Source organism: Pseudomonas sp. LBUM1657, assembly GCF_059716075.1.
In genome coordinates, this window is the sequence record NZ_CP166799.1 from 4923119 (window position 1) to 4936682 (window position 13564).

The window sequence follows — 13564 nt, forward strand, 5'->3', positions numbered from 1 at the left end:
TGGTCAGCCCATCTCCTGCAACCTCATTGGCTGTTTTCGGTAAAGCTGGCTTGCGCTAATGTATCCGGGCTCGTTGTGAGCGTTGCTGTAACAACGCTCGACCCTCGATGAGTAGCCGCTCCCGACTGTCCTGAAAAAGCCCTCAGCCTCTAAAGCTGAATTTCCAGATCCGACTCCGCCACCAACACCAACACCACCAGAGGGGCCAAAATTCCCCCCCTGTAATGCTGACGGCTGTACCGGTGGAGGCCCTACACCTACCCCCACTCCTTGTTACGGTATATTTTGCGGGTTAAATCCGGTTACGTGTAGCACCTTAGGTGCACCTTAAAAGAAACACCTCATTAGGAACATGACAACACACGAATGGAGTCAACCCATTCGTCGCTCTGGGAGTTGTGAGTGATTCGCTCGCACTCCGGAGCCGGTGCTATGTGGGTTCCCGAATATGGGCGCCGCCGTGCTGATCACCGACAAAAAGAAACTGGCACCGTGGTTCGAATTCAGAACCATTGAGCTGTTTTCAGCAGTCGCCAAAAAGAAATTGACGATTTAGGAAAGCCCTAACGGGCGAGGGGATTTGATAGTTTTCGGAGCAGTACGCGCGCGCGTAGACCATCACCAAGCGACCTGTCTAAGGCATAGCCCACTCGGGGCGGGCGACCAACATCCAATTGATTTTGTGCTGACAGCCGTTATTACCTGGGTTGACCGCTGCATGCCGAATAAGAGACTGGCGGAGAACCACGCATTGCTGCCTTTCTCGGACGGCGGATATCGGCCATCAGCTGACACTCGCACAGTCAAATGATTTAACGAAAACGCTGCAACCCTTCCAGTACTGATATTTTTTCAATCAGCTGCATCCAGTTCGTCCTCCAGCGGGTAGTACAGGTAGTAGCCACAGCTGCTGAACTGATTACCTTTCTGGAGAGATTTGCATGAACGCTAAACGATTCCTGAGCATTGTCAGTACTACGCTAACCGCCACCTGCTTGTTGGTCACAGTGCCAACTGCCTATGCGCAAACAGATCTGCCCGACAGCATCAAGGTCCCGGATGGTCATAAGGTCGCGCTGGAGACCGTGGGCGTGGGCGAAATCACGTATGAGTGTCGCGCCAAGGCTAACTCCGCCGGCCAGACTGAATGGGTTTTTGTCGGACCTAAAGCGGTGCTGAATGATCGCAGTGGCAAACAGGTCGGCACCTACTTCGGACCGCCTGCCACCTGGCTAGCCAAAGACGGCTCTAAAATCACCGGGACGCAACTGGCGGTTGCACCCTCAGGTACCGGCGACCTCCCTTATCAGTTGGTCAAGGCCAACCCTGCTGAAGGCAAAGGCGCGATGAACGGCGTCAGCTACATCCAGCGGGTGGCCGTTAAAGGCGGCGTAGCGCCCATGACCGAATGCACCGCCGCAAACAAAGGCAAACGTGAGGTAGTCAAATATCAGGCCGACTATATTTTTTGGGCCGTCAATTAAGCCGACGATTCAGAACAGGTTGTTAGCGCACAAAGTCGTCTACTCTGCTCCGATGGGAACCCCAGCCTTATGGCTGGGGTATTTACCACCTGCTGGCGGCTGAAAACCTTGTCCTTACCAGAGCTCTGTTTTGACTATGAAGCCTGCCTGCTTGCGTGCGCCCGAGGCGATCGGCAAGCATTGCGGGACTTGTATGAGCAGGAAAGTGCTCGTCTTTTGGGAGTTGCCAAGCGAATCGCCCGCGATAACGCCTTGGCTGAAGACATCGTGCACGATGTCTATATCAAGATATGGACCCGTGCCGCCAGTTTCGATCCGGCACGAGGCTCTGCGCGTGGCTGGATCTTCAGCGTTACGCGGCATTTGGCGCTCAACTTCATACGAGATAACGCCCGGGAGGCTCAAGTTAGCGAGCACAGCGAAATGGCACTGCAAGCTTTAGCGTCCATAGAGACATCGGCAGAGAGTTCGGACTCCTTCGATTGTCGAGCCCGTTCAGGACGTATTTATCTGTGCCTTGAGCAACTGGAACCGGTTCGTCGCAACTGCATACTTTATGCGTATGTAGACGGCTATTCGCATTCAGAAATATCGCAGAAACTGGGCGCCCCGCTGGGAACCGTCAAAGCTTGGATCAAGCGCAGTCTGGTGGCATTGCGGGAGTGCATGGGATGACCTTAGGCCCAGAGGGGGACAACCCCGACAATATTGACGAACTGGCGAGTGAGTATGTGTTAGGCACGTTGCCGGCCGAGCAACGCATCGAGATACAAAAGCGCCTCGCTCAGGAGGGCGATTTGCGAGCTGCTGTAGATGCGTGGGAACAGCGATTGTTTGCGTTGACCGAACTGGCTGAACCGCAACCCCCTACTCCGCTGCTATGGGGGCGAATCGAGCGCAGCTTGAGTAGCAATGAACAGCGAGCACCACGAGCGATGGCCGCCGCGCAGCCAATCTCGTGGTGGAACCTACTTCCACTATGGCGTGGGCTCGCGGGAGCAGGTCTCGTCGCAACGCTTTTGCTCGGAACAGTAATGCTGACACGAACCGCGCCGGTGAATCCGACCACCTACCTGGTCGTTCTAGTGGCTCCGCAGAACCAGGCACCCGGCTGGGTCATTCAAGCGAGCAACCCAAAGGAAATCCAACTGATACCTTTGGGGGTAGCGCAAGTCCCAACCGACAAAGCACTTGAGTTCTGGACAAAAGCGGACGGCTGGCAAGGACCGGTGTCCCTTGGATTGGTCAAACCTGGGCAGACGCTTTCAGTCCCTCTGGATAAATTACCTCCGCTGGAACCCAACCAGCTCTTTGAATTGACTCTGGAGAATCCCAATGGATCGCAGACCGGCAAACCCACAGGACCGGTGCAGTTCATTGGACGGGCCGTTAAAGTGATCTGACCATAAGCCGTTGGATGAAAAGGCCGCAGAGGCGGCCTTGTTTATCTGTTACATCTCTACCTGAGTTCCCAGTTCAATCACTCTGTTCAGTGGCAATTTGAAGTACTTCAGGTTGCTGTTGGCGTTCTTCAGCAGAAACGCGAAAAGACTCTCCCGCCAGCGCGCCATCCCAATACGCTTGGTGGGAATCACTGTCTCCCGGCTGAGGAAATAGGTCGTGCGCATCGGACTGAAATCCAGCTCATTCAAGTGGCAGAGACTCAGCGCCATGGGTACGTCAGGCTCCTCCATAAAACCAAAGTGGAGACTTACCCGGAAAAACCCTTCGCCATAAGCTTCAACCTCAAACCGCTTGTCAGCATCAACGCGAGGGCTGTCTTCAGACACCACGGTGAGCAGCACGACTTGCTCATGCAAGACCTGGTTATGCAGCAAGTTGTGCAGCAAAGCATGCGGTACAGCGTCGGCTCTGGCCGTCAGAAACACTGCGGTGCCCTGCACACGATGGGGTGGCAGTGAACGGATACTACTGATGAACAGAGGCAAAGGCAGCGCGGTTTCATCCAGTCGTTCAACAATGATTTTCCTGCCCCGCTTCCAGGTGGTCATCAAGATGAACAGGCCAATGCCAGCGATCACAGGGAACGCACCACCTTGGAAAATCTTCGGCGCATTGGCGGCGAAATACAGACTGTCGACCAGCAGAAAACCAAGCAACATCGGGATGGCCAGCCAGCGCGGGGTTTTCCAAAGCAGTAGGACGACAGCCGAAGACAAGATGGTGGTGATCAACATAGTGCCCGTCACCGCGACCCCATAGGCAGCAGCCAAGGCACTGGACGACTCGAAACCGATCACCAGCAGCACGACACCGACCATCAATGCCCAGTTAACCGTACCGATGTAAATCTGCCCCTGCTCCTGGCTGGAGGTGTGCTGGATAAACATGCGAGGGACGTACCCTAGCTGGATCGCCTGGCGTGTCAGGGAGAAAGCACCGGAGATCACGGCTTGAGAAGCAATGATGGTCGCAAGTGTGGAAAGCGCGACCATCGGCAGCAGTGCCCAACTCGGCGCGAGCAGATAGAACGGATTGCGCACAGCCTCCGGATTCTCCAGGATCAGGGCACCCTGGCCAAAATAATTGAGCACCAGCCCTGGCAACACCAGAATGAACCAGGCACGGGAAATCGGTTTGCGACCAAAGTGGCCCATGTCGGCATACAGCGCTTCAGCACCGGTCAAGGCCAACACGACGGCGCCCAAAATCGCCACACCCATTCCCGGATGAACCACAAAGAATTGCACTGCCCAAGCAGGGTTAAGTGCTTGCAGCACTTCGGGGCGCTGCAAGATGCCGTAGACCCCGAGCGCACCCAACACCACAAACCACAGCACCATGACCGGGCCAAACAGAATGCCAATGCGAGCTGTGCCATGTTTCTGTATCAAGAACAGCGCCACCAGCACGATCACTGACAAGGGCACGACCCAGTGCTCGATTCCGTCAAACGCCAGCTGTAGCCCTTCAACCGCAGAGAGCACCGAAATCGCCGGGGTGATCATGCTGTCGCCGTAAAAGAGTGCCGCGCCGAACAGGCCGAGCAGCACCAGTACCTTGCTCATGTGCGGATAAGGAGTGGCCGCGCGGCGGGCTAACGCCGTCAGCGCCATGATCCCGCCTTCACCCTGGTTGTTGGCACGAAGAATGAAAAGCACGTATTTGATCGAAACGACCCAGATCAGTGACCAAAAGATCAACGACAGAATGCCTAGCACGCCGTCGTGATTCACCTGGACGCCGTAGTGACCGGAAAATACTTCTTTCAGCGTGTAGAGGGGGCTAGTGCCGATGTCCCCGTAGACCACGCCGACAGCAGCGACGAGCAAGCCCACTCCTGAGGTTTTGGATTGGGACTCTTCGTTTGCAACGGTAGCTGTCTGACTCAAAGGGCGCTTCTCTCAATTCACGGGGAGTTACTGCACGCCATCCTTGGGCAATACATTTCCAGGAGCCATCGGAAAAGCAAGGCGCATGGACTATCGACAAAATCGCGGCCAGTATCGTTGCGGGCAAAATCATCTACCGTAAAGAAAGCGTAAAAATTTTACGGCAGATCCAACCTTGATTTTTCCGGACACTTAAGCACCACATCGGTCTGAGCTGAGTTTTCTATGTACTGGTGCATGACGCCCTGACAGCATCAAACAAGCGGAATCCTCGGTGCGGAAACTTCAGAGTCGTCGAGGGAGGGTCGAATTCAACCACCGGTTGTTAGATCTTAAAAAACAACAACCGGTGGCGGGATCGACAAGGAGGTGATCATGTGGAAGCAATCGGTCTCAGCTTTCGCATCTCACGCTGGCGCGGCCACCGTGGGACACCCGGGTTTGCACAGGATATCGAGTCGCGAGCCGCTGTAGCGGGATTCGCGGAATAAACGCCAGCGCCCGAATAAACCGTAGACATGCATGACCCGACCCTGCTCGTGATACCCCATGCGAATGTGCAATTTGAGGGCTGGAATGTTGTGCGTCTCACAGACGTCCACCACTTTGTTACAGCCTTGTGCTTGCATGGCCTGCCACAGACAGATTTGGGCATCGACTGAAAGTGCCGTACCGAAGTACGGTCGCGTCATCTCGCCCCCGAACTCGAAGAACTCACCTTCTTTGACCGGGAACCAGCAGCCGTAATAGTGACGATCATGGTAATTGCGTTTGCTACCCCAAATAAAGGCCACGGCATCGCCCTTGTCGTCCAGGTACATATGTCCGGTATGCCCTTCGGCTGCCAGTTCACGCATGGTTTCCACTCGGTCGCCAAAGTGCTTGGCGAACGCATCCGCGTTATGGGTATCGATGTCGACCAACCGTAATCCCGAATAGGGCCTGAGCTTGTGAGGTGGAACCGACGTGACCAAGTCACGCTCCATCCACAGTAACTCCCAGTGGAAAAACACATAGCGCTCCCACAGAGTATTGACGGTGCGACGCAGGCCTTTTTGTTTGATTCGGTCTTGTAGCTTCTGCAATGCACTCATGATGCCTCCCGGTGGAGTTAGGGGCGTTGTTATAAAAGTGTTTGGTGAGTGTATGCGCGATGGACAAGCTGAATCGGCCATTTAGGGTGTTCGAACAGCTAGCGGGCTGCAACCAATGCGACTCTTGCGATGAAGAGCCAACAAGAGCCATGCGCTGAAGTGGGTATAGATCAGCGCAGCAGGCGCATATCAAAAAGACACCAACAGCTTTGTAACAAAGTATTCTGCTGGCGCTGAATGAGTCTAAGTCATTGTTGCAGACGATTCTTAGCCACTCAGCCCTTCGCGACAGGCAACAACCGGCCAAAAGCTACCGGTCACCAAGCAGTCGCGCGAAAAAGAAGTGACCAGTTAAGCCTTTAATACTTATGCCCTGACGCAGGTCATTTCTGACGCAATCAGCCAGCCAAGGCTATTTCTGCGGAGCTTTTGACTGAAATCAATCGCAACGGCTATCGAAAGCATAAAAAAACAACCGTTGTATTTCTCTAACGACTACACTTACACATAAGCAAGTTAGTTAACTGCACTATCTAGATGTTATACCCTTTTAAAGCAGCGCTCCTCCATTCAATCCTACTAACGGAATTTGCATGAAGATTGAAATTCTTAAACAGGCAGTTATGGATTCGCGAGACGGCATCACCATCTCCGATAATTGTATTGACGACAATCCGCTGATTTTTGTAAATCCTGCTTTTGAGCGCATGACCGGTTACTCGTTTGAAGAAATCACCAACATTAACTGCCGATACCTACAAAAAAACGATCAAGAACAGCCTGAACTTGAAATTGTTCACAAAGCCGTTAAAGAAGGTGAGTACTGCCTCGTAACCTTGCGAAACTACCGCAAGGATGGAACGATGTTTTGGAATGAGCTAAGCATATCTCCAATTCATGATGAAAATGGAGTTGTAACCAATTTTTTGGGTATACAAAAAGATGTAACATCTCGCATGCTAATACAACAGCAACTTCGCGATGAGCATCAGTCCCTCGAGGAAATGAAAGCACACTTCGAACAATTATCCATAAAAGATGGACTGACAGGAATTTACAACCGTCGCTTTTTTGATACACAGTTCGAAATTCAATGTAAAATTGCATGCCGCAACAGCGACTCATTGACTCTTGCCATAATTGATGTTGATAACTTCAAAGCGTTCAATGATATTTATGGGCATCAAGCTGGCGACGAAGCATTAATACGTGTCGCTGATAGTTTGAATAAGTCTTTCCAGCGAGGCTCTGATTTTGCAGCCAGGTATGGCGGTGAAGAGTTTGTAATTCTTTCCAGCGGCATGACGATAGACCAATCAGCTCGGCACGTCGAAACTCTATGCCAACTAGTGCGAGACTTGAGAATACCGCACTCCGCTTCCAGCACGGGATACTTAACTATAAGCGTTGGTTTTTCAGTGCATACATTTGCTCCACTGCACCCGTATAACGTACTACTGGCCCGAGCCGATAAAGCTCTCTACATAGCTAAAGAACGGGGTAGAAACCAATTTTTTAATCTTTAGGTTCTGTACGAAATTCTGGAGAAAATGGCTTTTGTTCAACAACATGTCGCGCCCGAAAGGCCTGTTTGAGGGTCGCCCAGGTCCGTTTGCGGCCGGCAGCAATCGGCCCAGAGTGTGTAAAAACGCTTCGCCAAAATTGAAGTGTGCGCGTCTACGTTAAATCTGAAATTTATCGGCACGTCAGCAGATGTGGATTACGCGTAGAAGCGCGATTTCCAGTCCGGTTTTGAGTAGCTGTCGCGCTCAAAAACGTTTTTGCACAGCCTCGGCCAAAAGCAATGGGATGGACTCCTCCTCACTTCGGCATCTTGAGTGCCAGACTGAAAGTGTGAACCACAGTCAACAGTGAGAAGGAGTCCACACATGAAGCTTATGCGAATTGGGGTCGACCTGACCAAGAACGTGTTTCAGATCCATGGCGTGGATTGTCATGAGAAGCCGATCTGGCGGCAGCGGCTACCACGTGATCTCTGGCTTCAAACGGTGCTGGAAAAGGTCGAACCTGGTTGTGAGATCGGCATGGAGAGTTGCGGTTGGGCCCATCATTGGGCGCGGCAACTCGAAGCTCTCGGATTTCGAGTCAAGCTGATCGCCCTCAGTTCGTTAAACCTTATGTCAAAAGCAACAAGAACGACGCGAACGATGCCGAGGCGATCTGCGAAGCGTTGAGCCGTCCCAGCATGCGCTTCGTCGCCATCAAGACGATCGAACAACAGGATATCCAGGCGACGCATCGCATCCGGGCCGGCTTGATCGAACAGTGGACGGCCAGCCAATCAGATCTCGAACTCGCCAGGCATACAACCCCAAGGGTGGAAAGCGCATGTCTTGCTGCAATGAAGGTGACGGTCGCGTTGAGTGTCACCTTCATTCGTTAGCGATGCTGGAGCCTGCGCTCTTGTTTAGATGGCCTTTTTTTCGGCGTTGAAGCCGTCGAAATTATCGAACACGCCCATAAAGCCCGGAACGCTCGCTTCACGCGCCCAGTCGCGCTGCAGTTCGCAGTACATCTGTACGCGGCTGATCAGTTTCGCACCCGCCTGCTCCATGCGGCGCAATGCTGCTTCGTGCGCGGCAAGGGAGGTTCCACCGACCGCATCGACCGGAATATAGACCTCATAACCTTCTTGGATCGCGTCGAGTACCGGGAAGGCCAGACAGGCTTCGGTCCACAGCGCGGTCATGATCAGTTTGCGGCGCCCGCAGGCTTTAACCGCCTGCTTGAATTCGCTGTCCTCCCAGCTATTGATCGAGGTGCGGTCGTAGGTAGGCAAGTGGCCGAGCACGTCTTGCAGTTCCTGAACAGGCGGCTTGTTGCGACCGGTGCCGACGTTGACGGTCGAGTGGATGATGGGGAGATTGAAGTTAACCGCCGCCTTGGCGACGCTTGTGATGTTGAACACAAGCTCCTCGCGCGGCATCGAGCGGATCGAGGACACCTGGACTGGCTGGTAGTCGATGATGATAAAAACCGAGTTATCGGGCGTCAGGAGTTGGTCGGTGTGGGGGTTACGGATCGTTTCGCTCGTCATAGCTGGTCCTCGTTATGAATGTGATCCACGCGTGCAGTAGGGCTGGATATCGCGCGCGCTCAGGCGACGATCACGAACCTGACACTGCTGCGAGTAAGGGGCGGGCCGTTAACAAGCCATGCGTCAGAGGCGTCGTTGCCTGTGAGCGGCATTTTGCTGTTCCCTTAAGCGCACCGGTAGTAGCATCGCTCGACTAGCTGTGTCGCGAATAGAGGAACGCCGAGTTGGATATCGAAGAGCTACGGACATTTGTCGAGGTTGCCGATGCCGGAGGCGTTTCGCCTGCTGCGCTTCGGCTTGGAATATCCAAGTCGATCGTCAGTCGCAGGCTGGCGCGCCTGGAAACGGAGCTTGGTGTGCAGCTGCTGACACGGTCCACCCGTGGCGCAGCGCTTACAGAAGCCGGTGCTACGTTTCGCGAACATGCCGCCAAGGTGTGTGCCGAGATTGAATTAGCACGGGAAGCAATTCTGCCCGCGGGTCCCCTGCGTGGTCGTCTGCGCGTTGCCGCACCGCTGTCTTTCGGACCGACGCATTTTGCCCCGGTGGTGGCAGAGATGGCGCGCCGACACCCACAGCTGAATATCCAGACCTGCTATAGCGATCGCTTTGTAGATCTCATTGCCGAGGGATACGACTGTGGCATACGGGTTGGCTACCTTCCTGACTCCAACCTTATCGGCAGACGTGTGGGCCCGATCGGAGTCCAGCTGGTCGCGAGCCCAAGCTATATCAAGGCCTTTGGATCACCGCAACGGCCGGAGGAACTGGCCTCCCATCAAGCCCTGATGCAGAGCACTGAGGCCTGGCAGTTTATGGATGGCGGCAAGGTTATTTCGGTTCGCCCTCAGGGGCGATTCAAGGCCGACAACGGCGTCGCGCTTGTCGCCGCCGCCTTAGCAGGGCTGGGGGTCGCTTACCTGCCCGATAGCCTCACCCATGACAGCCTCGCCTCGGAGGCACTGGTGCCAATCATGACGAGTTATCCACCGCCTCCCGCGGGAGCGTATTTGGTCCGCCCTCCAGGTCAGCATCCCGCGCGGAAGATCCGTGTCCTCACCGAACTCCTGATCGAGTACTTCGGAAAGTCTCCACACTTTGCAGGGGCCGAATCTACCTTACCCCCCGAGTCTGCCCCATGACTGCTTCTGGCCGTTCTTTGACTATCACCACCGGCTCAATGGCCACGAGCGGCCGAGGCACTGGAACGGTTGGCTACAACGTCCAAACAGCGGTCGACGACAAACACCATCTGATCATCGCCCACGAGGTGACTAACGTAGGCAATGATCGTGGGCAGCTGAGCAATATGGCGAACCGGGCGTGTGAAGAAATCGAGGCTGAGTCGCTAACGGTGGTAGCCGACCGAGGCTATTACAAAGGTCTGGAAATCCTTGCCTGTGAACAGGCTGGCATCACCACCTTCGTACCGAAACCCCTGACATCAGGCAGTAAAGCCGAAGGCAGATTCGGCAAGCAGGCGCTGGATTTTCTTGATTCACGGCTGCGAGGCCACGCCAACGAATTCAGCGTCCTTTCGACCCGCATCGAGCGAGTATTGAGTTCGCCAGTGTTCGTTGAAGGAGCGACAAGTAAGCTTCCGAACACCATGCTGCAGTTCCGCTGGAAGGAGCTCGCGAACCGCCTGCTTGACTTCAATCCCGATGCTGGAGCCTAGCGGTGAGGTGCATTGCTAATTTCGCTAGTGTCTACAGCATTACCGCCGGCTACCACCCAGATCCGTGGAAGTTCCTGTCCAGGGCTGCGCAGGCAAAGCCTTCCATCATCTGGCGAGCGATTGCGTTGCGGCTAGAAATGCAACGAAACGATGTAGGGACTTGGCGTCTGTTGAGCTGGCTTCGAGGTGGCCTATCGATGTATGACACCGACGAGGCGACCCTTGAGGCCATCCCGGCGTCTTTGGTCTTTGAATGGGTGGATGTCGACGCCTTACATCGCGCGCCGCTTCTTGCCGAGCGTTGCCCACCGATCATCGCTAGACCGAACGAGCGGGCCACCTTCGCGCGAAAAATGCTTGAGCGTTACGGTGCAATTGAGCAGGTTCGGCGCGGCTTGCACGCTAACAATTTCTCTGAGAGCTGGAGCGGACCTGCTAGCGATCATTACCGTCAAAAGCTCGTAGCTCTGGACGCCCACTCTGATGTCGAAACCAACGACAACGTCCGCATGTGGCTAAAGGAGCATCGCCAACAGCTTGAACATCTCATCGAACAGGAGGTGGAGCGGGAACTCCGGGAAAGCGAGTATTGAGGCCGATGCTTCGCTTCACGAGGGCTTGGTCAGTTCTCGCGGCTAAGATACCGAAGGTGATTGGAATAAAAAGCCCCGCTCGAGCATGGCCCGGCGGGGCTTTCTTTTGCCTGCTGCTGCCACCCTGCTGTCACAACCAAACCAATCTGTCAGAGGAGGTCTTGAGAGGCCCGAATTATATGGTGTCCCAGGGCAGGTTCGAACTGCCAACCTTCCCCTTAGGAGGGGGATGCTCTATCCAATTGAGCTACTGAGACACAAGTCGTCCCGCAAGGATTACGGCGCGGTGGACGGCGTGCATGTTAACGGGCAGGCCTGCTTTTGTCATGTCGTCCGTAGGCTTTTTAAGTGTAGGCAGACGCCTCACAAGGGCGTGGCATTGTTTACCGTGCAAATTGCATCACCGCAAAAAGCCATCATTGCAAAATGCAATGCAGACACTTCGCGTAATTATCTTAATTCATTGTTTTTAAAGGATTTAATCGCCTGTAAACTCTTGGCATGCCGGCTGCTTTAGCTGTTCTCAAAGAACAACGGAGGCCAGCCCTCATGAACCGCGCCCTTTTTCTCTCGAATGCGATTGCTCTGGCGATTCTGGTAGGTTTTCATTTTGCTCCAGAGCGCGGCGCTGCGCAGGTCGCCCAGCGCATGCCCCATTACTTGCAGGTGCAAAAGGCGCCTCAGTTGGCAGTCATGAACGATCAGCGCGGTTTCGTCAGCCAAGGGGTGAGTGAGGAAACCATCCTGCTGCCAGCCCAATCTTCCGAACGTTTGGTATTTTGATTCACCCCATCAGGAGCACAGCATGTCCAAATCAGCCGCTGGATTTTTCATCCTCGCCTTACTGAGCGGCATTCTTCATTTGTCAGTGGTCCAGGACACGCTGCTCACTGTCCCCTTGATTGCCTGCGGCGTATTCGGCACGTTGTTCGTGCTGGCGCTGATCGCCGGGCGCAAGTTCAAGTTCGACCCGATACTCCGTTGACCTTCAGCAACTCAAGCAGATTGGCGACCGTGTCAACGAGTTCGCCGGAGTTGTCGAGTCGATGGATGTACACATCCCCGATCGAATCCTGCGCCATGAATAGCCCATTGCGGCGCAGCCTTGCTTCAATCTCCGCGAGACTCTCGCGACCACGCCGCAGCAAGCGCTCGCGCAGGACATCATTCTTGACCGTCAACAGCACCGGCACCAACGTCGGATAGAGGCGCAGCGCTTCTGCCAGATGGCCACGTGAGCCATTGACCAAGACGTGACGACCTTCCTTGAGCCATCGATTGATTTCGCTTGGAATACCGTAATCCAGATCATTGGCATGCCAGGACAGCGCGAAATCGCCCCTGGTCTTGCGTTGCTCGTACTCTTCCCGGGAAACGCCAATGGCATCCTCCCCTACCGACTCGGCCGAACGCGTAATAACCCGACGCACCACTTCACAATTGAGCATCTGCAACGGCTCTCGAGCCGCTTCGATGAGGCTGTCCTTACCGGATCCGGACGGCCCCATCAGGAAAATCAGCCTGCCTTCCATCCTGAATTCGTCCCCCACTGTACGTCTGCCACTAGTAAATCGGCCATTTGCCACTATCCTGTATAAGTAAGGAACAATGATCGAATCCGCATAGCATGCACCTTCAGGCGTCTTCGGACATCACCTGCCGGGCAACAGGACGCGGACAGTGATACGGACCGGGGAAAATTTTTCAAACCAGTCCGCATTTCTGATAATGGGTGCTGGCATTAAGCCTTTACCCAGCTCAATATTTGTCACAGAATTGACGCCAATGATCTGGCTACTTTGAGGCATGATGCGCGCCTCTATCAATTCAGGTTGAACATTTGGCCAGAGCGCTTGTCCTATCAGACATCCTGCGGCCAATCCCGAGAACCGCTCCCCTGAACTAACCGGTTAAATATATGCGCCCATTGAAACAGGCAATTTATTCCAGCCGTACGGCTGACAAGTTCGTCGTACGTCTGCCAGACGGAATGCGTGAACGCATTGCCGAGGTGGCTCGCAATCATCATCGCAGCATGAACTCCGAAATCATCGCGCGCCTTGAGCAGAGTCTTATTCAGGAAGGTGCGCTGGGCGAAGAATTGAGCATGCGCCTGGACAGCCCGGAGCTGTCATTGCACGAACGTGAACTGCTGCAACGCTTCCGCCAACTCTCCCATCGTCAGCAGAACGCTCTTGTTTCACTGATTGCGCATGATGCCGAAATGGCCGCAGACGCTTCCTGATTCATCCCGAAAGTACAAGCCAGCATAATCGCTGGCTTTTTTTTGCCTGAAATTCGGGC

Annotated in this window: 13 protein-coding genes, 1 tRNA gene and 2 pseudogenes; 11 read left to right on the forward strand and 5 right to left on the reverse strand. The window is 54.3% G+C overall.

Going from position 1 to position 13564, the window contains the following annotated elements; all coding sequences use genetic code 11:
- Positions 1-941: 941 nt before the first annotated feature.
- The 3 genes from ACA055_RS22690 (at position 942) to ACA055_RS22700 (ending at position 2887) form a co-directional block, all read left to right on the forward strand.
- A complete protein-coding gene (locus ACA055_RS22690; protein ID WP_497680677.1) occupies positions 942-1484 on the forward strand; it encodes a DUF3455 domain-containing protein in 543 nt (180 codons plus the stop codon).
- Positions 1485-1592: 108 nt separating this feature from the next.
- The gene (locus ACA055_RS22695) at positions 1593-2159 is read left to right on the forward strand and encodes a sigma-70 family RNA polymerase sigma factor (RefSeq protein ID WP_497684469.1); all 567 of its coding nucleotides are present in this window, start codon (positions 1593-1595) and stop codon (positions 2157-2159) included.
- Positions 2156-2887, forward strand: a complete 732-nt coding sequence (locus ACA055_RS22700) for an anti-sigma factor (RefSeq protein WP_497680678.1) — start codon at positions 2156-2158, stop codon at positions 2885-2887. The genes ACA055_RS22695 and ACA055_RS22700 overlap by 4 nt, the downstream gene beginning before the upstream one ends.
- Positions 2888-2935: 48 nt before the next feature.
- Here ACA055_RS22700 and ACA055_RS22705 read toward each other — a convergent pair whose 3' ends face one another.
- Both ACA055_RS22705 and ACA055_RS22710 read right to left on the reverse strand, forming a co-directional pair.
- Positions 2936-4837 (reverse strand): potassium transporter Kup, encoded by a 1902-nt coding sequence (locus tag ACA055_RS22705; protein ID WP_497680679.1) that lies wholly within the window; start codon positions 4835-4837, stop codon positions 2936-2938.
- A 407-nt stretch (positions 4838-5244) separates the two neighbouring features.
- Positions 5245-5931, reverse strand: coding sequence for an N-acetyltransferase (locus ACA055_RS22710; protein ID WP_497680680.1), 687 nt, complete (start codon positions 5929-5931; stop codon positions 5245-5247).
- Positions 5932-6524: 593 nt separating this feature from the next.
- Here ACA055_RS22710 and ACA055_RS22715 point away from each other — a divergent pair.
- The gene (locus tag ACA055_RS22715) at positions 6525-7457 is read left to right on the forward strand and encodes a GGDEF domain-containing protein (protein ID WP_497680681.1); all 933 of its coding nucleotides are present in this window, start codon (positions 6525-6527) and stop codon (positions 7455-7457) included.
- A gap of 363 nt (positions 7458-7820) precedes the next feature.
- A pseudogene (locus ACA055_RS22720) lies at positions 7821-8242 on the forward strand (IS110 family transposase); the annotation flags it as partial.
- Between the two features lie 117 nt (positions 8243-8359).
- Here the strand turns inward: ACA055_RS22720 and ACA055_RS22725 are convergent.
- On the reverse strand, positions 8360-8989 hold the full coding sequence (locus ACA055_RS22725; protein WP_497680682.1) for a hydrolase: 630 nt from the start codon (positions 8987-8989) through the stop codon (positions 8360-8362).
- Between the two features lie 224 nt (positions 8990-9213).
- Here ACA055_RS22725 and ACA055_RS22730 point away from each other — a divergent pair, with 224 nt between their 5' ends.
- The 3 genes and pseudogenes from ACA055_RS22730 (at position 9214) to ACA055_RS22740 (ending at position 11260) form a co-directional block, all read left to right on the forward strand.
- Complete coding sequence (locus ACA055_RS22730) at positions 9214-10131, forward strand: LysR family transcriptional regulator (RefSeq protein ID WP_497680683.1); 918 nt, start codon at positions 9214-9216, stop codon at positions 10129-10131.
- Between the two features lie 35 nt (positions 10132-10166).
- Positions 10167-10472: pseudogene (locus ACA055_RS22735) on the forward strand (transposase); the annotation flags it as partial.
- Between the two features lie 392 nt (positions 10473-10864).
- The gene (locus ACA055_RS22740; RefSeq protein WP_497680684.1) at positions 10865-11260 is read left to right on the forward strand and encodes a hypothetical protein; all 396 of its coding nucleotides are present in this window, start codon (positions 10865-10867) and stop codon (positions 11258-11260) included.
- A gap of 180 nt (positions 11261-11440) precedes the next feature.
- Here the strand turns inward: ACA055_RS22740 and ACA055_RS22745 are convergent.
- Positions 11441-11517: transfer RNA gene (locus ACA055_RS22745), tRNA-Arg, on the reverse strand.
- Positions 11518-11809: 292 nt separating this feature from the next.
- On the opposite strand from ACA055_RS22745, the gene ACA055_RS22750 reads away from it, so the two are divergent.
- Both ACA055_RS22750 and ACA055_RS22755 read left to right on the forward strand, forming a co-directional pair.
- Entirely contained in the window at positions 11810-12043 is a 234-nt protein-coding gene (locus tag ACA055_RS22750; protein ID WP_497680685.1) for a hypothetical protein, read from the forward strand.
- Positions 12044-12065: 22 nt separating this feature from the next.
- Positions 12066-12245, forward strand: a complete 180-nt coding sequence (locus ACA055_RS22755) for a PA3371 family protein (protein ID WP_497680686.1) — start codon at positions 12066-12068, stop codon at positions 12243-12245.
- Here the strand turns inward: ACA055_RS22755 and phnN are convergent.
- Entirely contained in the window at positions 12220-12792 is a 573-nt protein-coding gene (phnN, locus tag ACA055_RS22760; protein ID WP_497680687.1) for a phosphonate metabolism protein/1,5-bisphosphokinase (PRPP-forming) PhnN, read from the reverse strand. The genes ACA055_RS22755 and phnN overlap by 26 nt on opposite strands.
- 386 nt (positions 12793-13178) lie before the next feature.
- On the opposite strand from phnN, the gene ACA055_RS22765 reads away from it, so the two are divergent.
- Positions 13179-13505, forward strand: a complete 327-nt coding sequence (locus ACA055_RS22765; protein ID WP_003178899.1) for an Arc family DNA-binding protein — start codon at positions 13179-13181, stop codon at positions 13503-13505.
- Positions 13506-13564 lie beyond the last annotated feature (59 nt).

Excerpts from the sequence above, each read along its gene's own strand:
- ACA055_RS22690 (WP_497680677.1), top strand. The coding sequence starts at position 942 with ATGAACGCTAAACGATTCCTGAGCATTGTCAGTACTACGCTAACCGCC.
- ACA055_RS22700 (WP_497680678.1), top strand. The coding sequence starts at position 2,156 with ATGACCTTAGGCCCAGAGGGGGACAACCCCGACAATATTGACGAACTG.
- ACA055_RS22710 (WP_497680680.1), bottom strand. The coding sequence starts at position 5,931 with ATGAGTGCATTGCAGAAGCTACAAGACCGAATCAAACAAAAAGGCCTG.
- ACA055_RS22715 (WP_497680681.1), top strand. The coding sequence starts at position 6,525 with ATGAAGATTGAAATTCTTAAACAGGCAGTTATGGATTCGCGAGACGGC.
- ACA055_RS22725 (WP_497680682.1), bottom strand. The coding sequence starts at position 8,989 with ATGACGAGCGAAACGATCCGTAACCCCCACACCGACCAACTCCTGACG.
- ACA055_RS22740 (WP_497680684.1), top strand. The coding sequence starts at position 10,865 with ATGTATGACACCGACGAGGCGACCCTTGAGGCCATCCCGGCGTCTTTG.
- ACA055_RS22750 (WP_497680685.1), top strand. The coding sequence starts at position 11,810 with ATGAACCGCGCCCTTTTTCTCTCGAATGCGATTGCTCTGGCGATTCTG.
- ACA055_RS22755 (WP_497680686.1), top strand. The coding sequence starts at position 12,066 with ATGTCCAAATCAGCCGCTGGATTTTTCATCCTCGCCTTACTGAGCGGC.
- phnN (WP_497680687.1), bottom strand. The coding sequence starts at position 12,792 with ATGGAAGGCAGGCTGATTTTCCTGATGGGGCCGTCCGGATCCGGTAAG.
- ACA055_RS22765 (WP_003178899.1), top strand. The coding sequence starts at position 13,179 with ATGCGCCCATTGAAACAGGCAATTTATTCCAGCCGTACGGCTGACAAG.